Genomic DNA, 24,281 nt, shown 5'->3' on the forward strand with positions numbered 1-24,281 from the left:
AAAAATAGAAAATAAAAAACTAACCCTCTTTACCGCTTGCGGAAGAGAGGGTGGTCCAGCGAAGCGTAGACCGGGTGAGTCGCCGCGGATAGGCACACCGCTTCCACACAGTTATAACCACGGCATTACTTTTGCAACCATGTGTATAAACAATTATTTTAGAGGAGCATTAATTTAAGGGCTATTGGCACAAAAACCTGTACAAAACTATATTCCGGCTTTAACCGGGGTGCGCGCGCTTGCTGCTTACCTGGTTTTTGTGTCGCACTATTATTATGTATTTGATGATTCTTTTCCCCATATTGTGCAACGTTTTTTAGGCGAGTTCCATATCGGGGTATCAATTTTCTTCGTCTTATCGGGTTTTTTAATCACCTACAGGTACTATAATAACTTTCATTTAACAGCCGATTGGTTTAAGCAATACTTAAAAAACCGGGTCGCGCGCATTTATCCCATGTACGCCATACTCACCATTTGCGCGTTCGTTTACTTTTTTATTACCCGTGACGAAAGTATCACCAAAGGTTATCAAAACCCCATAGCGCTGCTGGTAATGAACATTACATTTATCCGCGGTTTCTTTTACAGTTTTTGGGATACGGGCATAGCTCAGGGCTGGAGCTTAACCGTAGAAGAATGCTTTTACTTTTCGGCCCCGCTGATCTTTTTGATCGCTAAAAAATATAAGAAGTTTTATATCCAACCGGTAATAATAACCGCCTTTGCCATCGGCATGGTTTTAATATTCAGCCAGGTGGATTGGTATGGGTTCTTCAGCAATTTCCCTTTTGTAATGTTGTTTACGTTCTTCGGGCGGTGTTTCGAGTTTTTTGTGGGGGTGCAATTGGCCCGCATAGTATTGAACAAAGGTTTTGAGCGCACCAACAAAATTGTATATACCTATTTGGGTTTCCTGCTGATATTTTTATGTGTACTGGTAATGGCGTTTCAGCCTATCCCAAAAGGCTGGGCGGCCGGTGTAGAAAGCCCTGCCGGTATTATTGTAAACAATTACTTTTTATGTATAGCGGTGGCCCTGTTCTTTTACGGGATATTGACCGAAACTACCGTTTTAAAGAAAATATTAGCCACCCCGTTTGTTGAGCTGCTGGGTAAAAGCTCGTACATATTTTACCTGATCCACCTGGGCTGGATGTACAACCTGATACACCACGGCACCGAGTGGCTAAACGAGTATGCTTTTGAGCTATATGATAAATGGGGGGTCGACTGGCACTCGCCGTTCGAGTATGATAAGTTAAATTTGCTATATGCCTTTATTTTGTTGAATGCGGTAGCTGTCCTGCTGTTTAAAACGATAGAGGAACCGCTTAATCATTACATTCGTAAATCAAATTTCCTGATAAAAAATAAGGCGCGTAACCCTGATAATAATTCGGCACAGATTAAATGAAAGTGATTGGATCAATAAGATGGATATACGTTATGGCCCTGCTAATGGCCGGCCAACGCGTTGCAGCACAATCGCACGAAGAAGCTGATGGCGGCGGCCCGGGTACCGAGATATCCGTAGCTGCAAATGCCATAAGCAAGAATGCCATTTTTGACGATGCTGCCAAATACATCTTCGAAATAAAAAACCCGACTGCAAATAACCAGCAGGGTAAAGTATCCTACACCGTAGTGGGCCAGGATGGCGAAAAATTGAAAAGCGATTCTATCACGGTAAGCGTATCTGCAAAAAGCACGGGGAAATATAATTTTGATATCAAAGCCAGCGGGCCGGGGTTTTATAAGGTTAACTTTATGGTTAACATTACCGATTATGATGATACGCTGCATAAAGCGTTTGGCGTACAGCCCGAGAAACTTACGTCAGATCATAAGAAGCCCGACGACTTTGATGACTTTTGGCAGAAAGCCAAAAATGAGCTGTCGGATGTTGAGCCGCAGTTTCAGTGTATACGTATGCCCTCTATGTGTACCCCTACCTGTAATGTTTATTTGGTACAAATGCAGAGTTTGGGTAACATAACCATAAGAGGGTGGTTAACAGAGCCGGTTACAAAAAACCTGAACAAAAAATTTTCTGTGATACTGTGCCTGCCGGGGTACCAGATAGCGCTGTCGCCTATCATGACCGTGGGCGACCCGGACGTGGCATTTTTAACTTTAAACGTGCGCGGGCAGGGCAACAGCCGCGAGTTTATTAATACCCGCCACGACGAATTTGTAATTCACCATATCGACAATAAAAACAAATATGTAATGCGTGGGGTTGTTATGGATTGTATCCGTGCCATGGATTTTATTTTCTCAAGGTCCGAGTTAAAACACGATAATGTATTTGTAAAAGGCGGTAGTATGGGTGGCTTTTTAGCCATGGCTACAGCCAGTTTGGATAAAAGAGTGAGTTTGTGCTCGGCCCAAAGCCCCATATTTGCGGATGTACGTAGTTTGATTAAAAGGGTTACTTTCCCTATAACATCAATTAATATGTACCTTAAAACACAGCCGGGGTTAACGCTTGATAAAATACTGGACAATCTTGATTATTTTGATGTGAAAAATTTTGCACCAAATATTAAATGTAAGTTTTTAATGAGTATTGGTTTATTAGATACTTACGTACCACCCGCTAATGATTATACTGTATACAACAGCATGACTACTACGAATAAAAAAATAATGGTATTCAGAGACTATGGGCATGATGTTAGTCCGCTATACATAAATCTTGAAAATGCATGGATGCATGACCAGTTTGGGTTATATTAATGATGAAATTTGGCACCGGGTTATTGATGACAGCGACAGGAAACAATTTGATGAAATGGCTAAAGCTAAGTTGGCTGGTTATTGCACTTGCCGGTGTACAACTAATTAGTACAACCGCAGCTAAAGCACAATCGAAAGAGGAAGGGGCCGAAGATGAAGGTGAGGTTGTAACCACACTAACACCGGCTAACAAAAATGCCGAATTCGACAAAAACGCCAAATACACTTTTGAGGTAAAAAATGGCACCAATACGCTACAGGAAGGCAAGGTATCCTATACTGTATCTACCGCCCTGGGTAAGGTATTTCACCGCGATTCATTAAAAGTTAAGATAGCTAAAAAGAGCACCGAGAAGTATAACTTTGAAGTACCGGGCGACGGCCCCGGCTTTTACAAAGTTACCTTTATGATAAACGTTACTGAGTATGACGATTCAACCCGTAGGGTTTTTGGCGTACATCCCGAAAAAATAGAGGCAAAGCGCGATAAACCAAAAGACTTTGACGCTTTTTGGGAGAATGTAAAGTTTGAGCTGGCCAAAGTAAAACCTAAATTTAAGGTTACCCCGATGCCCAAGCTTGATAAGGATAACAGGCATGTGTACCTTTTTGAAATGCAATCGCTGGACGACATGACCATACGCGGCTGGTTAACCGTGCCGATCACTAAAAATCCGAACAAAAAATTCTCGGTATTATTGGGCCTGCCGGGTTACCAGGTAGCCCTTCAACCAATGATGGGTACGGATGATGACCTGGCCATTATCACTTTAAATGTACGCGGCCAGGGCAACAGCCGAGGCAAGGTAGATACCCGCCGCGATGAGTTTATATTTTACCGCGTAGACAATAAAAACAAGTACGTAATGCGCGGTGTCATTGCCGATTGTTTACGCGGGATCGATTTTATTTTCTCGAGGGACGACCTGAAGCACGACCAGATACTGGTATCGGGTGGTAGTATGGGTGGATTTTTGTCGCTGGCTACGGCAGGGCTTGATAAACGGGTTAGGTTATGTTCGGCACAGAACCCGATATTTTGCGACATCAGGGGCTTGGTAGGTACGGTTACCTGGCCTATAAACGATATTAAAAAATATGTCAGGACACAACCCGGCCTTTCATTGGATAAGGTATTGGACAATCTTGACTATTATGACGCTAAAAACTTTGCTGCAAATATTACCTGCTCAACCATTATGGGTATTGGTTTGCTTGACCCTTTTGCACCGCCGGCCAATGAGTATGCTGCCTTTAATAATTTAAAGGGCGAAAAACGCATGATGGTGTTTAAAGACCTGGGCCACGAGATAAGCACAGCATATAAAAATTTAGAGGGCCGCTGGATGCGCGACACCTTTGCATTATTTTAATGATATGATATGAAATTTACAACGATACGTTTAAAGTACATTTTTATAGCAGCAGTTATTATTGCCACTATGCAAGGCAAAAGTTATGCGGGCGGTTTCCCGGTACGGCCGCGCAGTTTATTGCTGTCGCCATCGGTAAATTACTTTTTTGCTAATAAGGGGTGGGACTCGCTACGCAGGCTTAGTCCGTTTGCATCAGGTGGCCAGTTTAAGTCTGTAAGCTACTCGTTATATGCCGAATATGGTATAAGCAAGCGTTTTACCGCAGTTGCTTCGTTGCCCTATGTAATGAATGTTTATAAAGACAGCACAGGCTACAATAGCCAAACCAATGGCCTTACCGACCTGGAGTTGGGCATCCGTTATTACTTATTTAATATCGATTACATTTATTATTTGACCATACAGGGAACTTTTATAACGCCTATGTATACAAATAACATTAACCTTGGCTATGGGCAACAGGGGGCAGAACTTAAAGCATCCTTTGCCGGCAGCGGGAAAGTTTTGGGCAAAAATTATTACTTTAATGTTGAGAACGGCGTGAGGCAATATTTTGGCAGCAGCGGCCCCCTGCAGGACCGTTATACGGTTACCGCAGGCATAACGCTCGACAAACATTTTAAACACCAGATCTCGGCGTCGTTAGGCGGTTTTTATTCAACCAGTAGCCTGGCCTCCGGTTATGACCCCAGCCATGCTGCCGCTAACAAAAACTTTGCCTTTAACCAGGTATCTTTAAGCTACGGTTATTCGATTACCAAGCGTATGGCGCTGTTTCTTAGCGCAGGTACATTTATTAACGGCCGCAATACCGGCAAAGGCTCAAGCGGTTCGGGATCCATCATTATCAGGCCATTTTAATATATTAGCTATCAGGTTATATCATGCGTAAATTAATTATCCTGCTTTTATTATTACCTTTTTATTGTGCGGCGCAAGATGTGGAGGCGTACATACAACAAGGCAATACCAAAGCCGGTGCCAAAAATTTTAAAGGCGCTGTTGCCGATTTTACCAAGGCTATCGGGCTATCGCCTAATGCCGCCAGGGTTTATTTTTACCGGGCCAATGCCTATGCCGAGCTGAAAGACTATGCCGCGGCTATAAATGACTATTCTCAATCTATCGCGCTTGACCCATCGGCCAAAAACATGTTTGCTTATTATTATCGCGCCAACGCAAATAACGGCAATGGCACCTATGCCGACGCGGTGGCCGATTACACCAAAGCCCTTACTTTTGAGCCCAAAAACGCCGACCTGTATCATTACCGTGCTAATGCAAAATCAAACCTGGGTGATTATGCCGGGGCTATTGAAGATTTTACCCGGGCTATTGCCATAACCCCTAAAGACCCTTCCTTATTCGAGTACCGGGGGGTTGCCAAAGCTAATTTAAAAAACAACAAAGGCGCCATTGCCGATTATGACATTGCCGCCAAACTCGACCCTGCAAATGCCGACCTGATATTTTACCGGGCAAACTCAAAAGGTAACCTGGGCGATTTTAAAGCCGCCATTGAAGACTATACACGGGTTATTGCAATGGACTCTAAAAACACCGACGCGCTTTTTTATCGCGGCAACGCTTACGGTAACTTAAAGGATTATAGCGCCGCCATTGCCGATTATAAGGAAACTATTGCCCGCGATCGTAAAAAACCAAATGTGTATAAGTACCTGGCCAATGCCTTAGCTAATAACCATGACGACAAGGCGGCTTTGGAGTACTTTGCCGTGTTAATAAAACTGGATCCTGGCAATTATGAGCTGTATCAGTATGACGGTATCGTAAAAAATAATTTAAACGACAGAGAAGGCGCCATAGCTGATTTTGATAAGGCTATAGAATTAAAGCCGGACAACTCAGAGCTTTTTCAAAACCGCGCGGATGCCAAGTTTAACATCAATCGCCTTTCCGAGGCGCTGGATGACGTCAACGAGTCCATTGACCTTGACGAGAACAATAGTTATGCTTACACCACCCGCGCCACCATCAACTTAAAGCTGAGCGACACCATAGCGGCACTGGCCGATCTGTACAAGTCGTTACAGCTAAACCCTAACAACGATTACCCGTACGCGATACGCGGCGATATAAGAACCGCGCAGAAAAACTTCAAAGAGGCCCTGGCTGATTATAATAAAGCCGTTGAAATGAACCCGGGAGGTACCGAAAATTTTTTAAGACGCGGTAATGCCCGCCTTAAAATGGGCGACCGTGCCGGTGCCCTGCAGGATTTTAAAAAGGTTGCCGAAAGCGGGTCGAGAGATGAGTATTTATATGGGCGCCTGGCCCAGTCAATGGCAAGGGCTAAGTTTTTTACAGAATCATTGGTATTCTTTGATGCGTTGGTTAACAGCAACCCAAAGAAGGCCACTTTTTATGTGCAACGGGGTATCGCGAAAGAAAACCTGGGCAACGTACTGGACGCGATGGTTGATTATAACAAGGCGCTTGAGCTTGATACCGCATCGGTAGAAGCCTATCAAAACCGGGGTAGCGGCAAATTAAAGCTGGGCGATTATGACGGCGCGTTAAAGGACATCAATACAGCCATTAAGAAGCGTGAAACAGATGATGAAGCTTATTTTATACGCGCGGGGGTAAAAATGGCCCTGAAGGACTATGAAGGCGCCGTAGACGATTATAACAGCGCCTTGTTTATTAACCTGGACAATATTAAGGTATTTGCCGCCCGCGGTTATGCCAAGAGTTTTATGCCTGATGCCGAACGCTTGGTAGATGATTTTAATTATGCCGTATTACTTGACCCTGCAAACGAAGATGTTTACACGCTGTGGGGCGATGCGGAACTTAATTTAAAAAACTTTGACGCGGCACTAAAAGACTATACGTTGGCTGTTAACTTAAACCCAAAATCGGCAACCGCTTATTTTAAGCGCGGAACGATAAAAATTATCATGAATAATGATAAAGGCGCCTGTGCCGATTTTACCATCGCCGCGGGCTTAGGATCAAGGGAAGCTAAAGAATCTTTAACTACGTATTGTAAAAACTGATAATACCCTGGTGTACTACGCCGGTCTCCTGTACACCCCAAACAATTCATTAATAGCCTTTGTGCGATAATCAAAGATCTGTTTGATCTGTTTGGCAACCAGCAGCTTGTTGGCCATGCGGCCGATAACACTGTAAGGGACGGCGTAGTTAAGGATGTCTTTCATATGCACGCCGCCTTTAATTTCGGTGAAGTGATGCTCGTGGTGCCAAAGGGCATAGGGGCCAAAGCGTTGCTCGTCAACAAAATATTGGTGCTCCTTAACGTGGGTTATCTCGGTCATCCAGTTCATTTTAACACCAAACAGCGGGGTTATTTTGTAGGTAATGATCATGCCTTCATAAACCTTCGATTTAGCATCGTAAGGTGAAGTAACCACGAACCCCATTTTAGGCGGTGTTAGTTTAGCAAGATTTAAAGGCGAGGTAAAAAAGTCCCAGGTTTCGGCTAAGGGAATGGGCAGGTTATGCTCAAATTCGAGTCTATATGTTTTCACATGCGAACGTGCTCAAAAACTCAGCCAGTAATGCGCCTATTTTAATCTATCTGCAAGTAAAGCCAGCAATTTCTCAAACTCTTCGGCGCTGTAGCCCATCGACTGGTAAATAACCTTCCCGTTCTCGTCCAATATAAAATTGCGGGGGATCATTTGTTTGGCATACAGGCTGTACACTTTCTTGCCTTTATCGGGTAATATGGGCAAAGTGTATTTAAACTTATCTTTAAAAGGCAATACCACATCCCAGTCCTCATCCCGCCCTAAAATAAACAGCGCGAATTTGGGGTTATCTTTGTACTTGTTCCAGATCTCGGCTTGTACGCGCGGCAGCTCCAGCCGGCATGGGCCGCACCAGGTAGCAAAAAAGTTTATCATCACTATCCTCCCTTTATATTTATCAAGACTGGTTTTTTGCCCTTTGGCGATATAAAAATCAAAGGCGGGTGCCTGGTCGCCTACCTTAACAAGCAAGTCGGGGTCGGGTGCCTGGGCGCGGGTTATTGCCGGCGCGGCTAAAATCAGTAAAGCAAATATTATCTTTTTCATAAGTTAAATTCTAAATCTGTTCGGTAGCAATCGGCAAATCACGTCTCGACCATTCACTCCACGAGCCTACGTATAGTTTTGGTCCTTCAATACCGGCATACGCCATGCCCAATAAAGTGTGGCAAGCCGTTACGCCCGATCCGCAGTGAACAATAACGTCCCCGGGTTTAGTATCGCTTATGACGGTGTTATAAAGCGCTGTTAGTTCGCGCGGCGACCGGTACTTGGCTTCGGCATCTAAATTATCTGCATAAAATAAATTTATAGCGCCGGGGATATGACCCGCCACCAGGTCTATCGGTTCGGTACGGCCTAAATAGCGGGCGTTCTCGCGTACATCTATCACCACCTTATCATCGCTTAGCGCGGCTTTACCGGCCTCTTCGATGGTTATGGTGCCTTTATATCCGGCTGGTGTTGGATAAGGCTGTGAAGCCGGTGTGGGTTGCACCGCATCCGTACTTAAAGTAATAGCCGCGTCAATGGCTGCCTGCAAGCCGCCGTTTAACACCTGCACGTTGGTATGGCCAATGGCATTCAACATCCACCATAAACGCGCGCCGCCCATCGCCGCGCTTTTATCATCATACACCACAACAAAACTTTGCGGGGTAATGCCCCAGCGGGTTAGCGTCGCGGCAAAATCAGCGGTTGAGGGTAACGGGTGCCTGCCGCCATAGGCCGGGTCGTCAGGGTGCGCGGCCAGGTCATCATCCAAACTGGCGAAGATAGCATTTGGCAAATGGCCGTTCAAATAGCGCTGGTAAGCGTCGGCCCCGCCCCGCGCGTCAATAATAACGGTTTGCGGGTCAAGTAAACGGGGGTCGGTAATTTCAATGATAGGCGACATGGTGGTATGATTTATAAATCAAATATAAAAAAGATTTAGGAGGCTCCGCCGGAGCCGTTTGAATTAACTGTTATTTCTATAAACAGGAGACACCGCTGGTGTCAAAAAAAAGACCTGTCACTTCGATACGTGGTATGAGTGAGAACTTCTCTCTTGAGCGATAGCGAAAAATCTTAAACACGCGATCTGTAGCAAGGCATATAAGATTTCTCTTCGCTGCGCTCATTCGAAATGACAAGCGTTTTAATTTTAACCAGTTCCAAACAAAAAAGCTCCGGAGGAGCTTCGTGTTTATAGAAAAAATTCGGAAATGGCGAAGGGCTCCGCAGGTGCCTCCTTAATCTCCGCTTAACTATTGCACCATTTTATTGGCGCAGCACGAGCTGGCAAAAGCCTCGGGTTTGGCTTTAAATACAAAACCCATGCTTAGTATATAACCCATAGCTTCGTGCAGGGCCTGGTTTGATTTAAACATAGGGTTGGTATTGATATCGGCGTGAACTTCCAGATCTACATCATAAAGATCCAGCAGGTCGCAAAGTTTATAGGATATATCTATTGATTTTTGCACCTCGGTAAGCATGCGCTCCTTGATGCTCATTTTTTGCGAGCTGCGTTCCTGGTGGATAAACATGAAGCCGCCCCGGCCCTCGCGCAGGAAAACAATAACGGTAGCAAAATCGATAATGGTGCCTTTAACCTGCGAGTCGGTTCCGATGCAAACTTTAAGCTTGTTACCCAGCAGGGTTTCGCGCTCAATTGCTTGTTCTACTTCTTCAATAATGGGTAGTTGGATGATATCACCGCTGAACTTTCTCCAGGTCATAAAGTACGTTTTTTAGTAGTCCGTTAATGCATATCCTAAAGATAAAGCATAACGGACCATAAAAACGTTACCTTAATATGATTTATTTGTTAACACTGACCTAAATATCAACAGGTTAACAGCCTTAAAAGGGCAATTATTATATTTTTTTGATCTCAACACGGCGATTTCTGACACGACCGGCTTCGGTGGTGTTATCGGCAACAGGGTTTTTATCGCCATAACCTTTAACTACCAAATTATCAGCGCTGATACCCGAATTAACCAAGTAAGCCTTTACGGCAGTTGCGCGTTCGACAGATAATGCCATGTTGTGGGCCTCGGTACCTTCGGCAGAAGCATTGCCATTCAGCACAAATTTTACCGACGGGTCTTTCTTCATTTCGGTAACCGCTTTGTCCATAATTGGATAGGAAGCCGTCTTTAAAATTCCCGAGTTAAATTCGAGCTGGATATTGGCAAAGTTATAATTTGGTTTTTCAACCACCGGTGCGGGTGCAGGCTTTGGTGCTTCGGCAACCGGCGCGGGTTTTGGAGTTTCAACAGGTACCGGTGTAGTAACCTCGGCAACCGGTGCAGGGGTTTGTGCTACCTTTTTTGCCTTGCAGGCATTTAATAATACTACAGCTGATAATACGAATACGGAGAAGTAAAGTGCTCTTAAAAATTTCATAAGTGTGACGCGTTTGTTTATTTTGAAACGGCAATTATAAGCGGTTATTGTAAATAATACACACCCATAATTATAAACATATAAACAACGGGCGCGTGGGCGCCTATGCATTTAACTATAAAATTTTGGATAAAAAGATTACGCGGTAGCCACCAGCTTGCTTAAGCTGCGGTATACAAATTCGTTATAAATATGGCGGCGTGCAAACCTTCCCGGCGAATCGGCATTAACCAGTTTTACGTAGATGGCTTTGGGTACGTCAAAATACTCGTAAGCGTTACCATCGGTGAATTCAACCTTTAACACCTGGCTTTTAAACTCGAAATCGGCAATGGCAGCGTTGGTAGTTGTCTCGATGTATTCGGCTTTTGATTGCTCGCGCGTCTCTGGAGCGATACTTACCAGGAAGTGATAGGCCTCAATAATGGTTTTGCTTTTTTCTTCGGCATCCAGTTTACTTTCTTCGCTGGCCTGGAATTTATCCGGGTGCCAGGTTTTCATTAATCCGCGGTAAACCGATTTTAATTCCTGTAGTTCGGCAGTTTCTGCAACGCCTAAAAGCTTGCGGTAGTCGACAATTTTTTTCATGCTATATTTTGTAATTTATTGTCGTTGAAGCAGAAGCGTTTACTATCGCTCAAGAAAATAATTCTGCAAAGGTACGGTTTCTTTTGGTAGCGTGAAAGGTATCCTACGATATTAAAACCATGTACATATACGGGAGGGATTATGTTACTACTGTAAGCATATTGTTGGTGATAGTAACTGTATATTGTTTTAACGCGGTATTTGCCGGGCCCTGCACAACAGCGCCGCTTTTACTGAATATACTACCGTGCAACGGGCAAATAAATAAGTTTTGACTGCTGTTATAACCGATGGCGGTACCTTCGTGTGTACAAGCTACCTGCACCGCGGTAAATGCGCTTGCGGTATTACCAGTGGCAATACGCACTATTATTACACCATCACTAACTTTCGAGTCGCCAACCGAGGTAAGCGATGAGCTCAGATCGGTGGTAATGGTAGTACCGCTTGCCGGTGGTTTGTTTGAACTACCATTACTATTGCCATTATTATTTGATGGCGCAGCGTTTCCACTTTTGCTACATGCTGCCAGGCAGCTGCCCATACATACGGCCAATGCACCTATGCCAAGCTTCGATAAAAATTCTTCGCGTTCCATATTATTTTAATTCGCGGGTTATAATTTACATTTTCTCTTTTTTAACCTTCGGGTTAAAATCAAACATCCTTGATATGGTAAAGCCTATACGGTATTGGCCTTTTGAAAACTGGCGTTGATTATTGCTCAGCATGTTCATTTCGGCTACAGAATTTGAATTGGTAACATTTACTGTGAATACGTGGCCGCCTGTTTCTACTTCGTAGCCTAAACCTATCGGATCTTCAAATCCGTTGGCTTTTGTGCGGAAGCTGGAGAATGGGTGCGCGTAATCTAATATCAATCCTGCGTGATTACTTAGTTTAATACGTGCAGATGCCTGTACCGCGAAAAATGATTTTTCGTTACCCGGCAATAAGGGAAAAGGGGTATTATTACTTACATAAGTTGGGGCAACCTGCATTGAAAGGTCAGCCGAGAATTTACGGGCGATAATTGCCTGTGCCAGGTATGACAACCTGCTGCTGAATGTAGGGAAGGTAGCAACCTGGTATGGTTTGACACCCGCTTCGCCAACAAGCGTTATTGCAAACGGCGAGCTGTCATTTGATGTTTGGTGCAATAACGCCCATTTGGCTTCAAGTTGTACCAGTTGGCCGATAGTGCTGCGGCCGAGATCTAAGTTAAAATCATCGCTTATGCCATACTCAAAGCCAAAGAAAACATCGTTAACACGGTCGATACCAAAAGCCGCCTGGCCTCCGCCGTTAGTGCCGGCAATATCACCAAAGCGGTGGATGATCTGGAAGTTCAATTCGTTCTTCTTCACCATCTCGGTAGTTTGGGATAGCACCAAACGGGTTGATTTAAATATGGCGACCCTTACCGGTTTATCATTGGCGCTCATGGCGTTCATTAAAGAATCGGCAGCAGATTTTTGCTGCGCTTTTGCGCTCCAGGTTACTGCCAATAAGGCTAATACTGCGATGTGTTTTTTCATTGTTGTGTGATAGTTGTATGCGTGTTTAAATTTTATTTAGCGGCCGTATAAGTAGCATTAACATTCATTTTTATGCTCTCGGCGATATTGTGAAATACCAGCTTCGGTATATCAATATGATGATCGACGCATTTCACCATAAATTCTGCCGTCATGCTTATTACTCCATTATTAACCGTGAGGTTGCCTGGTATGGTGCGATTTTGTTTAACATTATGCACATCCAGCTCGCCTACAATAGTAATGGGGTAGGTGCCGTCCTTGGTCAGGTCGGGCTGTTCTTTTATTTTTCCTTTAAAAGTAGCGCGGGGATATTTATCACTTTCTAAATAATCGCTGTTAAAATGCTCCTGCATTAATGACTTAGGGAACTTGAAAGTGTTTATAGCTACGCTGAACACCAGATCGCCGCTTGTGGCATTATAAACCGAGTTTCCGGCTGATGTTTTGGCCGCGATATCTTCTATCGGCGCCGTCGAAAATAAACTTATCTGTGCGTTTTTACAGGCATAGAGCGTCTGCCCTGTCGCTTTTACTGATAGTAAAGCGGCAAGCAAAATAATACTTATATGTTTCATGTTTACTTAGGTTTTGTTAACGAATTTATGTTCCAGTTTAGCCCTACCGCTACCCCAAAGGTTTGTACTTTAACCTGGCTGTACCCAATAGCAGACAGGGGGATTTTAAAGTAAGGTTGCAGGCTTAAGCCTACGTTCGAGTTTATTTTGCGCTCATAAGTTGCCTGCAAGTTCATGATGCTGAACATGTATTTGCCTTTGCCCCGCACGGCATAATAAGACGGGCCGTATACTTTAGCCTGATCGCCATAATCATAAGTATAGCTTTCGTGCATCATAATGTATGATGATATACCTGTACCCAGTGTTATTTTATTGCTTGATTTGTTGTAAACCTGATAGCCTATGTTAATCGGGATATCCAGTACACGGCAATCGGCGGTAACATATTCCGGCTTGCTTTTAAAATTGTATGTAGTTGTGTATTGACTAAAAGGCAATGAATATGGCTTAACAGAATAATTTACACCCGTGCTTAAGCTCAGTTTTTTAACCCCCGCGGTAAACATTAAACCAATGTTTGTACCCTTGCTGGCCGACTGAAACGAACCTACGCCATTAATCTCTGACGATGCCAGCGCCGTTATAGCATACAGCGGATGGAACGACGAAGTCCCTGTTTTCTTAACCTCCACTTTTGACGCCGTTAAGGGCCTGGTAGCCGATTTTGGCACAACATTATTTGCCGCTAAAACCTGCCCGCTGGTATAATCAATTGGGGTTATGCCCGGCATCAGGCTTACTGCCGCCAATGTATTATAAGATCTGATTGGATCAGTCCCGGTTTGGGCAATAGCTTCGTTTTTAGCCGGATATTTCAACCCTGCCGGTAATGACGAACCGTATTTACCGCGTTTAGCTTTATTTAAGTTATTGGCTGTATATGCCTGCGCTACCTTGTTTTGCTGTGTAGTTGTTTGCTCATCCTTTACCGCGTTTGCTGGTTTAGAAATTACGTCATTACTTTTGCCTGGCTGGTTTGTTGCAGCCATCTGCGGTTGTTGCCCGTGGCTCGTAACATTAGCCGGCTGGTCGCCGGTTTTAGCAGGTTTATTACCTGCTATTTGCTGGGTACCTTGCTGCGTAGTTGTTGCCTCCGGTTTAAACATCAACCAGCCCAAAAACACCAAAATAACTGCAGCGGCCGCGCTTAATAGCGGTAGCCAATAAATCCTCCTTGCGGGTTTCTCTTTGTCAAGCATATGCTCAAAAGCATCCCAATCACTTTCCGCGAACTCCGTTTCCTGAACCGGGTCCTGCAGGCTGTGCTTAAAGATGTCGTCTATGCCCTTTTCCTTTTTCATTCTCTAATGCCTTTATCGTTATAAAACACCGGCTTAACGTTTGCTGCGTTTATTGCAACTACCGGTGTAAAATTTACGCCATTTATATAATTACCGGGTGCCTCTGCATCCAGTATCATTTGTTTTAGTTTCTGCCTTGCTTTAAATAAATTAGACTTTGATGTACCTATATTTATGTTCAGCATATCGGCAATTTCCTCGTGCGAATAACCGTCTATCGCAAATAAGTTAAATACGGTGCGGTAGCCCTGCGGCAACCGCTGTACCATAGCCAGCAGATCATTATAGTTCAGATTGTTATCGGTAGCTACGCTGGCATCAAAAACATGCTCGGCCTGGTCCAAATCCTCCGCATACGCCATTTTAAGGTTGGCGCGGTAATAATCAATAGATACATTGGTCATTATACGGCCAAGCCAGGCTTTAAAGGGCCTGGTAGTATCATACGATTCTATCTTTGTAAAAACCTTAAAGAATCCCTGGTTCATCACCTCCGCAGCTTCATCCCTGTCACCCGCATAGCGCAAACATATAGCCATAGAAAAGCCGTAAAATGCTTTATACAGCATTTTCTGGCATTTCCTGTCTTGTTCCATACAGCCCCTGATCAGTTGATGTAACTCTTCCTCGCCCATAAGGGTTGTTAATAGTTGCTAATTGTTATTACGCTCTAAACTACACCCATCACGTAGATTTATACGGAAAGGTTGCCCGTAGCCTTAAAATTAATTGAAATTAATTGAAAATCAGCCTAAATAAAAACTCATTAATGTTTAAACACAGACTCTTATCGGTTTCTGTTTGTAATTTTTAGAGGGATGGGCAACCTTTTATACGTTGTGCTCGTGTTTATATAGTTACCTGTTTAAAACATTATAATTATCTTTAACATGATACCTGTATCTGTAGTTATTATTACCAAAAATGAAGCGGAAGTTATACTGGAATGTATAGCCGCCGCTAAAATGATCACCGACGATATTGTTATCATAGATAATTATAGTACAGACCAAACTTACAACCTAACTGTTGCCGAAGGGTGCCGGGTTTATCAAAAAAACTGGGACGGCTACGGCACCAATAAAAACAAAGGCATTGAGCTGGCTAAATATGATTGGATATTAAGCGTTGATGCCGATGAAATTGCCGACCTGGAGCTGGTGCTATCACTGCATAGCTTAAAGCTTACCGACCCAACCATGGTGTACGATATTAAGTTTAAATCGTATTTCGGTAAAAAGCTCATCCGTTACGGCAGCTGGGGCCGCGATCATCATATCCGTTTGTTTAACCGCACAAGGGTGCGTTGGTCGCAATCAAGCGTGCACGAAACCCTGCTGTTGCCTGACGATACACAAATGCAGCGCCTGGATGGTGCTATGCACCACTACTCGGTAAAAAACAACGCCGAGTGTTATGCCAAAGCGTTTTACTATGCACGCCTTAGTGCCGAGAACTATTTAAACAGCGGCAAAAAAGCAAACCTGGTTAACCTGTACCTGTCGCCTGTATTTAGCTTCATTAAAAGTTATATTTTATTTGGCGGATTTGTAGATGGGAAAGAAGGCCTGGCCATTGCGCGTATAACCTATAAAAACAAGTGGCTTAAATACCATTACCTGCTGCGTTTTGAAAACACCCAGAAGAAAAAACAATACCTAAAACCTAACTTAGCGGTTGAATATTAATCATTTAACCCTGCGGTGAAACAAGGCCATCTTAAAAATCTTTCGGCAAATGCCTTGCAGCTTGTTGCAAACCAGCTTTTTGGGTTAGTTATATTTTATATCCTGTCCACCAGTTTAAGTAAAGATAGCTTTGGCCTGCTAAACCTGGCCTTGGCTATTTTGCTGGCCGTTTTTAATATTCTTTCCTGCGGCATGGATCAGCTTATCGTAAAAAAAATAGCTGCAGATGATAACAAAGAATCGGCCCTGTCGCTTTACATAACCCATACTCTAATTACCGGGTCGCTATTTTACGGGTTACTATTAGCCGGCTACCTGTTATTTCCACAGTTGCCATCGGTATATAGCTTGCTATTGCTGGTGGGCATAGGTAAGCTGATGATCTATCTCTCCACCCCCTACAAACAAGCCGCCACCGGTTTAGAAAAGTTTAAGCTGCTGGCCTGGCTCTCGGTTATATCAAATTTTGTACGATGCGTGTGTTTGTTGGCGGCCCTGTTGTTGCATAGTATTGGCCTGTCTGTAATTGTCGCGATCTTTATTATTGGCGACACTTTAGAATTTATAGTTGGCTTTACCCTGTTTAAAACCCAAGCCCAAATGCCCGTGCGCCTAAAATGGGATAGTCTAAATTATCTGAGCCTGATCCGCGAAGCGTTGCCGCAAATGGGTGTGATGCTGATTACCTCCTCATTGGCCCGGTTTGATTGGATCTTTATCGGCTTCATGCTCTCGGCTATTAAGCTGGCCGAGTATAGTTTTGCCTATAAGCTATTTGAGATAGCCACGCTGCCATTATTGGCTATAGCGCCGTTACTTATCCCCCGGTTTACCAAAATGTTTAAGCAAGGCGATGTTAATATAGCCGGCTTACAATTTTTGATCAGGATTGAAATGATTATAGCGGCGTTTACCGTTTTGCTGTTAAATATCTACTGGTCGCCCATTATTGATTGGGTTACACAAGGCAAATACGGGGCGGTTAATGTTAATACCATTTTTATCCTGTCGCTTTGCTTACCCCTGCTGTATATGGAGAATTTTTTGTGGACCATTTTCTTCGCGCAGGGTCGATTAAAAATGATACTGCATGCCTTTATGGTTACACTTGCGGTAAATGTGGTGGGCGATGTAATACTTATCCCCCTATATAAAAACGAAGGCGCTGCCATTGCTTTTTTGCTGGCTTGTATGGCACAGATCATTTTCTACCTCAGCAAAAACGCGCTGGCCGAATTAAAGAATATCTGGCAGCCTTTATTTATATGTACCGGCTGCGCATTGGTCAGCGGCTTTGCGGCAAAGGCTGTTTTGGCTGATAGCTGGCTGGTTATACCTGCTGCGATATTACTTTATTGGGGGTTGTTGTTTATTACCGGGCAGGTAAGGGTGAGTGATAGAGATAAGTTAAAAGCGGTAATGGAGTAAGCGCCGCACAAAGCGCGAGCCTGTGCGATTCCCTTCTTGAGAGGGGAACTTTAAGCGGCAAAGCTCCTGTTCACAGGCAACCAATCCCAATTTTTACCCGTAATCCCTCTACCGGGATTAACCTGGTTATTTGCTTCTGTAAAAATCAGATGACCCCAGCACCAATCGCATTTAATTTAAAAAAACTAAAAGGTAGTGCCGACTGGAAATTACTACTTTTTTTGGTGTTGTTTTTAGATGTTAAACTGGCGGTAAAGCTTTTTGCAATTGCGCTCATCTACCTGTTAAACTTCGATTTTAAATTTGGCTTTAAACTTAAAGGGGCAAGGCTGACGCTTTTTTACCCGCTGATAATTCTGCTGGCTATAATTGGGTACTTACTTAACGGGCGCTACACCAATTTAAACTATAACCTTGTTTTTATAACCGTGCTGGGGTTTTGGTTGATGTGTATTTTGGCGATACACCAAATTAAACTGGCTATTGAAAGAAATACCGTAGCGGTTATTAATCAAACCATCATTATCTTTTTTATTATCAATACAGCGGTATCGCTGTTAAATATAGGGGCTATTATATTGCATACCCACGCGCTTAACCCGTTTACCTACCAGGGCGAGTACCAAAAATACTTCATCAGTACCGGCGATTTTATAAAGGGACTAATGTTCGATTCATCTATCACCAATTCAGTAATAAATGCTTTCGGGGTGATTTACTTTTTATCCCGCAAAAATTTCATGATGACGTTGGTTTGTATGTGCATCCTGTTACTTACGGCCAGCAATTTTATTAATTTATTGGTAATAGCCGTACTGGGGCTGCTGTTTGTTTTTAAAAGCAATCGGGATCAAAAAAGCGTTATCGTAGTTTGCTTTGGATTCCTGGTAGTGTTTATGGCCAAAATATCACCACAAAATAACGACTACGCCCTAAACACGATAAAAACCGCCATATATAAAAAGCCGGTAATATCTCCATGGCTGGTTGATAATACGGTCCGCATCACCTTGCGGCCGGACAGTACCTTAACCCCCGAAGAAAAAAGAATAAAAACAGCAACCCTATATATCGACAGCTTATATAAAACGCACCCTCCAAAAGCTATACGCAATAAGTTGCCCGCCGCCGTGGTAACTACCCCGACCGGTAAAATTATTTTACCCAAGCCTAATCTTAACCTACCTGCGTACCAGTGGTTACGGTCGACCCCAAAAGAACAAATTCAGCTCCATGATTTTGTAACTGCTCATGAGCAGGAATTGCCTATTTCAAAAACGCATACCTGGAGCCCCACCCCCGGGAAACTTACAGGGATGAAACAGACCGTTGATTTTTTCAAGCAGCATCCGGCAAAAATATTTTTTGGCGAAGGCGTTGGCAATTTTTCGTCGAAGCTGGCATTTAAGGCAACCGGGTTAAATTTTACCGGGGGATATCCTAAAAAATACGTTTACATCAATCCCGACTTTTTGAGGAACCATTTAGATGTTTACCTGTCGTTTTTTAGCAGGGGGCCGGGCACGCACTCCCTAACCAACAGCCCGTTCTCGGTATACGACCAATTACTATCAGAATATGGCTTGTTGGGCTTATTGGCCCTGTTTATATTTTACTTATGGTTTTTTGCGAGGCATTATAAAAAGCTTACTTATGGCATCCCGTTATTAATTTTATTACTGTCGATATTTTTTATCGACTATTGGTTCGAGCAGCTATCGGTGGTGGTATTGTTTGAGTTATTGTTATTTTTAGATATTAAAGAAAGTCAATTACCGTTAACCCCTAAAACCGTAATTAAATGAGCGCCACACCAAGCATAACCGTTTTAATGCCGGCTTACAATGCTGCAAAATATATTGCCGAGGCAGTTACCTCGGTATTACAACAAACCTATACCGATTTTGAATTGCTTATTATAAACGATGGTTCGACAGATGAAACCGTAGCTATCATCAACAGCTTTAAGGATGACCGCATCGTATTGATCAATCAGCCCAATAAAGGTGTGGCAGACGCTTTAAATACGGGCCTTGCCTACGCAAGGGCGCCCTACATTGCAAGGTTTGATGCAGACGACGTTTGTTATCCCTACCGTTTAGAAAAACAGGTGCGTTTTTTACAGGATAACCCCGAATACATTTTAGTAGGCAGCGAGGCCAAATACATTTTAGAGAACGGCGAGTTTTTGTTCGATTTTCATTGCATCGCCTACTCGCACGAGCAGATCATTGATAAGCTATATTTCTACTGTCCGTTTGTGCACCCTGCAGTTATGTATAAAAAACAGGCGGTTATTGATGCCGGCGGCTATCCAACCCACGCTCATAATTTTGAGGATTATTTGTTATGGGCCAACCTTGCCGGCTCGGGCAGGCTTTGCAACCTTACAGAGCCGCTGATAAAATACCGCCTAAACTCATCATCAGTAACCATTGATGAGAAATGGCGCGGGCGAAGGTTCCGCGAATTAAAACGCGAGATCGTACTGCGCGGCTCTATAACTGCCGCCGAAGGCAATGAGCTGCTGGCCATAATTAAGGACCAGGACGTACGCAAAATAAAAGAGGGTGCCTATAATGCTTTATGCGGTAAAAAATTCCTGACAGATAACCATCAGCCCGAAAAGGCACGGGATTATTTTAACCGGGCCATTAAGATCTATCCAATGCGGTTAGAGAACTACCTGCTGTACGCACTTAGTTATTTCCCCGAAAGTTTTATAGCGTGGCTACATAAACTTAGTCCTAACCGTTTGTAGCATGAGGGTAGCTATAATAGCGCGATCAACTTTATATACCGTCCCCGGTGGAGATACGGTGCAGGCCGTGCAAACCGCTTTGCATTTAAAGGATCTGGGCGTTATTGCCGATGTGAAGCTATCCAACGAGGTTATTGACTATAGCCGGTATGACCTGCTGCATTTCTTTAACATCATTCGCCCGGCTGATATTTTATATCATAGCAAAAAAGCCGGCAAGCCTTATGTAGTATCAACCATTTTGGTTGATTACAGCGAGTATGATAAACATCACCGTAAAGGTATTGGCGCTTTGTTTAGCTATCTGCCGGCAAACACTATCGAATACCTGAAAACGATAGCCCGCTGGTTATTGGGCCGCGACCACCTGTCGAGCCACAGCTATATCTGGAAAGGCCAGCGTAAAAGCATTATGGAGATACTGCGCAAGGCTGCCATGTTATTGCCCAATTCCGAGTCGGAGTACCTGCGTTTGATGAAGGCTTACCCGCAGCCTGTTAAATACCGGGTTATACCCAATGGTATCAACCCAGCTTTATTTAATCATGATAGCACGATAAAAAAAGACAACAACCTGGTTTTATGCGTGGCGCGGATAGAAGGAATAAAAAACCAGCTTAACCTGATAAAAGCCTTAAATAATACCCGCTTTAAATTATTGCTAATAGGTAACCATAGCCCCAACCAACAGGCATATTATGATGAGTGCCGCAGCATAGCGGCAGCCAACATCCAATTTATCGACCATCTACCCCAGGCCGACCTGGTGGCTTATTACCAGCAAGCCGGCGTACATATTTTACCCAGCTGGTTTGAAACTACCGGTCTAAGCTCGCTTGAAGCGGCTGCCATGGGGTGCAACCTGGTGATAACAGACAAGGGCGACACCCGCGAATATTTTGAATATTATGCCTTTTACTGTGATCCGGCGAAGCCGAAAAGCATATTAGCCGCTGTTGAAGAAGCAAGTACCACAGTAAGATTGGATAGCCTCCGCGAAAAAATTTTAGAAAAATATACATGGGCGCAGGCAGCCAAAAGCACATTTGCTGCGTATCAATCAATAACAGCGGCCACATGAAATTAAAAATAGCCATATTAGGTACCCGGGGCATTCCCAACCACTACGGTGGTTTTGAGCATATATCAGAGTATGTATCGGTAGGGCTGGCTAAGCGCGGGCATACAGTAAGCGTATACAACTCGCACAATCATCCCTATACGCATGAGTCCTGGAATGGTGTAAACATTATCCATTGCTATGATCCCGAATACCTTATTGGCTCGGCAGGGCAGTTTGTTTATGACTTGAATTGCATCCGCGACGCGCGTAAACGCAATTTTGATGTGATCATTATCATGGGTTATACCAGCAGCTCGGTTTGGGGCAGCTTATATCCCGAGCGAAGCGCCATAATTACCAATATGGATGGGCTGGAGTGGAAACGATCAAAATACTCGAAACCGGTACAAAATTTTTTAAAATATGCTGAGAAGCTGGCCGTAAAACATAGCCAGTATTATGTATCAGACTCGATGGTTATTAAACAATACCTGGCCCGTAAATACGATATAAACAGCCGGTATATTCCTTATGGCGCAGATATGATTTCGGCTATAGAACGCGAACAGATAACCTCAACCGAAGCCGCCAGAGAAGACTACTTTTTGCTGATGGCCCGTATGGAGCCCGAAAACAATATCGAAACTATTTTAGAGGGTTATAACCAGAGCAGCTCAAAAAAACCATTTAAAGTTTTGGGCGATACCGGCAACCGTTTCGGCAAATTCATTACGCATAAATTTCAAAACGATAACAGGATAGAATTTAAAGGATCGATTTTCGACACTGCCAAGGTGAGGGCGCTGCAAAATAATTCATACCTGTATTTTCATGGGCATAGTGTGGGCGGTACCAACCCATCGTTATTAGAGGCAATGGCCAGCGAAGCCTTAATCGCGGCGCATAATAACCCGTTTAACCAGGCTGTTTTAAGTACCGATGCTTTCTACTTTTCAAATCCAAATGATGTAAAACAGCTGGTTGAAAAGGTGCAAAGGCACGATACCGAAAAAACCATGGTTAAAAACAACCTGCAAAAAATAAAGCACCTGTTTAATTGGGAAAGCGTTGTTGACGGCTACGAGCAATACGCCATTGAATGCTACCAGGATTATAACAATGGAAGGGTTATTTCTTAAAGGCGGTACGCCGGCAACTAAAATAAGCTATTACCATTTACTGGCTTTTATGGCCAGCCTGCCTTTTGATTTTTTTTACAGCCACATTATCCTGGCAAGCTTTTGTCTACATACGCTTATTCAGCTGAACAAGAAAGGTATCAAGCCGGTTTTTACAGTTAATAACCTGTTATTGCAATCGGTATTTTTTGTTACGCTGTTAAGCACCATTTACACCATTAATCGCCCCGAAGCTTTTAACCAGTGGAGCAAGCATATCACTATATTATTGTTCCCCATACTATTCTGCGTGTCGCCGTTTGATCTGAAGAAGTATCGCGGGCAATTATTATTGGGTTTTTCAATGATATGCACCCTGGTTGTATTGTATTTATATGCAGATGCTTTTCGTACCATCAGGCATTATGGGTTGCCGTTGCGCGACCTAATTTCGGGAGCATTTACCAACCAAAATTTTTCTGACGCTATTGAAATGCACGCTACGTTTTTCTCGCTGCAATTGGTTATTGCATTAATATACCTGCTATCAGAATTGTTAAAGAAGCAGCCGACCATTAACAAGGCTATTTATAGTATCTGCAGTGTTATTTTATTAGCCGGGATTATTCAGCTAAGTTCAAAATCTATTTTTGTCGCACTGTTTTTAGTCATCAACCTGGCTGTGCCTTATTTTTTATTGAGGGATAAAAAGCGGGTAAGGTTTATCACCAGTACGGCATCATTATCTGCAGTGCTTATCATCATCTTATTTACCGTTGGCAATTTCAGGGTGCGGCTGGTAAACGACTTAAAATACGACCTTGCTTTAACCAGTGCTGATAAGGCTTTCGATTCGCGCCTGGACCGATGGGGTACTGCCACTGAATTGATCAGCAAATCGCCGATAATAGGCTACGGCGCCGGATCAGAACTTGGCCTGCTGCACGAAAGTTTTTTTGCAAAGAAGTATTACAACTCGTTCCTGAATAACCTTAACGCGCATAATGAGTATTTGAGCATGCTGCTAAAATCAGGGATTATAGGCTTATTGATCTACCTGGCTACTTTATGGTTTGGCTTTAAGCAGGCACTGCAAAGAAAAGATCTTTTGTTCTTTACGTTTATACTGCTGATAGCGGTGGTATCGCTGTCAGAAAACCTACTGGATATAGATAAAGGCATCATATTTTACGCCTTCTTCTTTTCGTTTTTTATTTTTTCGGGGGATAAGAAAGCGGTTACAGCTGCGCTTTGATTTTGTCAACAGTTGCCTGGAACTCTTCCGAAGTAAATTTCAGTTTTGGGCGGGTAAAATCCATATCGGCCATGCCATTAATAGGTATTAAATGCACGTGCGCATGTGGCACTTCCAAACCAATAACAGTAACACCAATCCGGTTGCAGGGCAAAGCTTTCTCCATCGCGGCAGCAACTATTTTAGCAAAGATCATTAAGCCGGCATAGGTTTCATCGTCCAGGTCAAACAGTTTATCAACCTCTTTTTTAGGCACTACCAATAAATGGCCTTCCACCAATGGATTAATATCCAAAAACGCCAAAAACTCATCGCTTTCAGCAACTTTATATGCCGGGATCTCGCCTGCTATTATTTTTGAAAAAATGCTCATGAGTTAATTATTGAATGAGTGAATTATTGAATTAATGAATTTTAAAGATGGGT

24 protein-coding genes are annotated in these 24,281 nt (G+C 43.5%); 12 read left to right on the forward strand and 12 right to left on the reverse strand.

All coding sequences use genetic code 11. From position 1 onward, the window contains the following. The first annotated feature begins 184 nt into the window (after window positions 1-184). The 5 genes from ABIB50_RS18035 to ABIB50_RS18055 are packed head-to-tail and all read left to right on the forward strand — an operon-like array spanning window position 185 to window position 7,141. On the forward strand, window positions 185-1,417 hold the full coding sequence (locus ABIB50_RS18035; protein WP_429381928.1) for an acyltransferase family protein: 1,233 nt from the start codon (window positions 185-187) through the stop codon (window positions 1,415-1,417). Next, the gene (locus tag ABIB50_RS18040; RefSeq protein ID WP_429381930.1) at window positions 1,414-2,742 is read left to right on the forward strand and encodes an acetylxylan esterase; all 1,329 of its coding nucleotides are present in this window, start codon (window positions 1,414-1,416) and stop codon (window positions 2,740-2,742) included. The genes ABIB50_RS18035 and ABIB50_RS18040 overlap by 4 nt, the downstream gene beginning before the upstream one ends. Next, entirely contained in the window at window positions 2,742-4,115 is a 1,374-nt protein-coding gene (locus ABIB50_RS18045; RefSeq protein ID WP_429381932.1) for an acetylxylan esterase, read from the forward strand. Before ABIB50_RS18040 ends, ABIB50_RS18045 begins: the two co-directional genes overlap by 1 nt. Window positions 4,116-4,124: 9 nt before the next feature. Continuing rightward, window positions 4,125-4,979 (forward strand): hypothetical protein, encoded by an 855-nt coding sequence (locus ABIB50_RS18050; RefSeq protein WP_429381934.1) that lies wholly within the window; start codon window positions 4,125-4,127, stop codon window positions 4,977-4,979. 23 nt (window positions 4,980-5,002) lie between these two features. Then, window positions 5,003-7,141: a tetratricopeptide repeat protein gene (locus tag ABIB50_RS18055; RefSeq protein ID WP_429381936.1), complete on the forward strand. Its 2,139-nt coding sequence runs from the start codon at window positions 5,003-5,005 to the stop codon at window positions 7,139-7,141. Window positions 7,142-7,156: 15 nt separating this feature from the next. Here the strand turns inward: ABIB50_RS18055 and ABIB50_RS18060 are convergent, their stop codons facing one another. From ABIB50_RS18060 to ABIB50_RS18110, 11 genes are all read right to left on the reverse strand, one after another. Beyond that, the gene (locus ABIB50_RS18060) at window positions 7,157-7,636 is read right to left on the reverse strand and encodes an SRPBCC family protein (RefSeq protein WP_429381938.1); all 480 of its coding nucleotides are present in this window, start codon (window positions 7,634-7,636) and stop codon (window positions 7,157-7,159) included. A 36-nt stretch (window positions 7,637-7,672) separates the two neighbouring features. Beyond that, on the reverse strand, window positions 7,673-8,185 hold the full coding sequence (locus ABIB50_RS18065; protein WP_429381940.1) for a TlpA family protein disulfide reductase: 513 nt from the start codon (window positions 8,183-8,185) through the stop codon (window positions 7,673-7,675). Window positions 8,186-8,195: 10 nt separating this feature from the next. Further along, window positions 8,196-9,035, reverse strand: coding sequence for a sulfurtransferase (locus ABIB50_RS18070; RefSeq protein WP_429381942.1), 840 nt, complete (start codon window positions 9,033-9,035; stop codon window positions 8,196-8,198). 352 nt (window positions 9,036-9,387) lie between these two features. Next, a complete protein-coding gene (locus tag ABIB50_RS18075) occupies window positions 9,388-9,861 on the reverse strand; it encodes a ribonuclease H-like YkuK family protein (protein ID WP_429381944.1) in 474 nt (157 codons plus the stop codon). Between the two features lie 139 nt (window positions 9,862-10,000). Next, window positions 10,001-10,534: an OmpA family protein gene (locus ABIB50_RS18080; protein ID WP_429381946.1), complete on the reverse strand. Its 534-nt coding sequence runs from the start codon at window positions 10,532-10,534 to the stop codon at window positions 10,001-10,003. A gap of 138 nt (window positions 10,535-10,672) precedes the next feature. After that, window positions 10,673-11,122 carry a KTSC domain-containing protein gene (locus ABIB50_RS18085; RefSeq protein ID WP_429381948.1) on the reverse strand — a complete coding sequence of 150 codons (450 nt, stop codon included), beginning with the start codon at window positions 11,120-11,122 and terminating at the stop codon, window positions 10,673-10,675. A gap of 139 nt (window positions 11,123-11,261) precedes the next feature. Then, complete coding sequence (locus tag ABIB50_RS18090) at window positions 11,262-11,720, reverse strand: ubiquinol-cytochrome c reductase iron-sulfur subunit (RefSeq protein WP_429381949.1); 459 nt, start codon at window positions 11,718-11,720, stop codon at window positions 11,262-11,264. A gap of 25 nt (window positions 11,721-11,745) precedes the next feature. Continuing rightward, complete coding sequence (locus ABIB50_RS18095) at window positions 11,746-12,660, reverse strand: DUF5777 family beta-barrel protein (RefSeq protein WP_429381951.1); 915 nt, start codon at window positions 12,658-12,660, stop codon at window positions 11,746-11,748. 32 nt (window positions 12,661-12,692) lie between these two features. Further along, entirely contained in the window at window positions 12,693-13,238 is a 546-nt protein-coding gene (locus tag ABIB50_RS18100) for a YceI family protein (RefSeq protein WP_429381953.1), read from the reverse strand. A 2-nt stretch (window positions 13,239-13,240) separates the two neighbouring features. Continuing rightward, window positions 13,241-14,542, reverse strand: coding sequence for a hypothetical protein (locus ABIB50_RS18105; RefSeq protein ID WP_429381955.1), 1,302 nt, complete (start codon window positions 14,540-14,542; stop codon window positions 13,241-13,243). Further along, entirely contained in the window at window positions 14,539-15,177 is a 639-nt protein-coding gene (locus tag ABIB50_RS18110) for an RNA polymerase sigma factor (RefSeq protein ID WP_429381957.1), read from the reverse strand. The genes ABIB50_RS18105 and ABIB50_RS18110 overlap by 4 nt, the downstream gene beginning before the upstream one ends. A gap of 255 nt (window positions 15,178-15,432) precedes the next feature. On the opposite strand from ABIB50_RS18110, the gene ABIB50_RS18115 reads away from it, so the two are divergent. The 7 genes from ABIB50_RS18115 (at window position 15,433) to ABIB50_RS18145 (ending at window position 23,855) form a co-directional block, all read left to right on the forward strand. Next, window positions 15,433-16,230 carry a glycosyltransferase family 2 protein gene (locus tag ABIB50_RS18115; protein WP_429381959.1) on the forward strand — a complete coding sequence of 266 codons (798 nt, stop codon included), beginning with the start codon at window positions 15,433-15,435 and terminating at the stop codon, window positions 16,228-16,230. A gap of 15 nt (window positions 16,231-16,245) precedes the next feature. Further along, on the forward strand, window positions 16,246-17,658 hold the full coding sequence (locus ABIB50_RS18120) for a lipopolysaccharide biosynthesis protein (RefSeq protein ID WP_429381961.1): 1,413 nt from the start codon (window positions 16,246-16,248) through the stop codon (window positions 17,656-17,658). A gap of 149 nt (window positions 17,659-17,807) precedes the next feature. Further along, window positions 17,808-19,463 (forward strand): hypothetical protein, encoded by a 1,656-nt coding sequence (locus ABIB50_RS18125; RefSeq protein ID WP_429381963.1) that lies wholly within the window; start codon window positions 17,808-17,810, stop codon window positions 19,461-19,463. Further along, on the forward strand, window positions 19,460-20,419 hold the full coding sequence (locus tag ABIB50_RS18130) for a glycosyltransferase family 2 protein (protein ID WP_429381965.1): 960 nt from the start codon (window positions 19,460-19,462) through the stop codon (window positions 20,417-20,419). The genes ABIB50_RS18125 and ABIB50_RS18130 overlap by 4 nt, the downstream gene beginning before the upstream one ends. A gap of 1 nt (window position 20,420) precedes the next feature. Continuing rightward, the gene (locus ABIB50_RS18135) at window positions 20,421-21,500 is read left to right on the forward strand and encodes a glycosyltransferase family 4 protein (RefSeq protein WP_429381967.1); all 1,080 of its coding nucleotides are present in this window, start codon (window positions 20,421-20,423) and stop codon (window positions 21,498-21,500) included. Continuing rightward, window positions 21,497-22,621: a DUF1972 domain-containing protein gene (locus ABIB50_RS18140; protein ID WP_429381969.1), complete on the forward strand. Its 1,125-nt coding sequence runs from the start codon at window positions 21,497-21,499 to the stop codon at window positions 22,619-22,621. Before ABIB50_RS18135 ends, ABIB50_RS18140 begins: the two co-directional genes overlap by 4 nt. Further along, window positions 22,602-23,855, forward strand: coding sequence for an O-antigen ligase family protein (locus tag ABIB50_RS18145; RefSeq protein ID WP_429381971.1), 1,254 nt, complete (start codon window positions 22,602-22,604; stop codon window positions 23,853-23,855). Before ABIB50_RS18140 ends, ABIB50_RS18145 begins: the two co-directional genes overlap by 20 nt. Here the strand turns inward: ABIB50_RS18145 and ABIB50_RS18150 are convergent. Then, window positions 23,839-24,228 carry an HIT family protein gene (locus ABIB50_RS18150; RefSeq protein WP_429381973.1) on the reverse strand — a complete coding sequence of 130 codons (390 nt, stop codon included), beginning with the start codon at window positions 24,226-24,228 and terminating at the stop codon, window positions 23,839-23,841. The two genes, ABIB50_RS18145 and ABIB50_RS18150, sit on opposite strands and share 17 nt — an antisense overlap. Window positions 24,229-24,281 lie beyond the last annotated feature (53 nt).

It is taken from the genome of Mucilaginibacter sp. UYCu711 (genome assembly GCF_050433825.1).
GTDB lineage: Bacteria > Bacteroidota > Bacteroidia > Sphingobacteriales > Sphingobacteriaceae > Mucilaginibacter.

Bases quoted from the DNA above. Each gene is read 5' to 3' on its own strand.
- ABIB50_RS18045 (WP_429381932.1), top strand. From the start codon at position 2,742: ATGATGAAATTTGGCACCGGGTTATTGATGACAGCGACAGGAAACAAT.
- ABIB50_RS18100 (WP_429381953.1), bottom strand. From the start codon at position 13,238: ATGAAACATATAAGTATTATTTTGCTTGCCGCTTTACTATCAGTAAAA.
- ABIB50_RS18090 (WP_429381949.1), bottom strand. From the start codon at position 11,720: ATGGAACGCGAAGAATTTTTATCGAAGCTTGGCATAGGTGCATTGGCC.
- ABIB50_RS18080 (WP_429381946.1), bottom strand. From the start codon at position 10,534: ATGAAATTTTTAAGAGCACTTTACTTCTCCGTATTCGTATTATCAGCT.
- ABIB50_RS18040 (WP_429381930.1), top strand. From the start codon at position 1,414: ATGAAAGTGATTGGATCAATAAGATGGATATACGTTATGGCCCTGCTA.
- ABIB50_RS18150 (WP_429381973.1), bottom strand. From the start codon at position 24,228: ATGAGCATTTTTTCAAAAATAATAGCAGGCGAGATCCCGGCATATAAA.
- ABIB50_RS18145 (WP_429381971.1), top strand. From the start codon at position 22,602: ATGGAAGGGTTATTTCTTAAAGGCGGTACGCCGGCAACTAAAATAAGC.
- ABIB50_RS18130 (WP_429381965.1), top strand. From the start codon at position 19,460: ATGAGCGCCACACCAAGCATAACCGTTTTAATGCCGGCTTACAATGCT.
- ABIB50_RS18125 (WP_429381963.1), top strand. From the start codon at position 17,808: ATGACCCCAGCACCAATCGCATTTAATTTAAAAAAACTAAAAGGTAGT.
- ABIB50_RS18105 (WP_429381955.1), bottom strand. From the start codon at position 14,542: ATGAAAAAGGAAAAGGGCATAGACGACATCTTTAAGCACAGCCTGCAG.
- ABIB50_RS18070 (WP_429381942.1), bottom strand. From the start codon at position 9,035: ATGTCGCCTATCATTGAAATTACCGACCCCCGTTTACTTGACCCGCAA.
- ABIB50_RS18050 (WP_429381934.1), top strand. From the start codon at position 4,125: ATGAAATTTACAACGATACGTTTAAAGTACATTTTTATAGCAGCAGTT.
- ABIB50_RS18055 (WP_429381936.1), top strand. From the start codon at position 5,003: ATGCGTAAATTAATTATCCTGCTTTTATTATTACCTTTTTATTGTGCG.
- ABIB50_RS18075 (WP_429381944.1), bottom strand. From the start codon at position 9,861: ATGACCTGGAGAAAGTTCAGCGGTGATATCATCCAACTACCCATTATT.
- ABIB50_RS18085 (WP_429381948.1), bottom strand. From the start codon at position 11,122: ATGAAAAAAATTGTCGACTACCGCAAGCTTTTAGGCGTTGCAGAAACT.
- ABIB50_RS18135 (WP_429381967.1), top strand. From the start codon at position 20,421: ATGAGGGTAGCTATAATAGCGCGATCAACTTTATATACCGTCCCCGGT.
- ABIB50_RS18140 (WP_429381969.1), top strand. From the start codon at position 21,497: ATGAAATTAAAAATAGCCATATTAGGTACCCGGGGCATTCCCAACCAC.
- ABIB50_RS18065 (WP_429381940.1), bottom strand. From the start codon at position 8,185: ATGAAAAAGATAATATTTGCTTTACTGATTTTAGCCGCGCCGGCAATA.
- ABIB50_RS18115 (WP_429381959.1), top strand. From the start codon at position 15,433: ATGATACCTGTATCTGTAGTTATTATTACCAAAAATGAAGCGGAAGTT.
- ABIB50_RS18095 (WP_429381951.1), bottom strand. From the start codon at position 12,660: ATGAAAAAACACATCGCAGTATTAGCCTTATTGGCAGTAACCTGGAGC.
- ABIB50_RS18110 (WP_429381957.1), bottom strand. From the start codon at position 15,177: ATGGGCGAGGAAGAGTTACATCAACTGATCAGGGGCTGTATGGAACAA.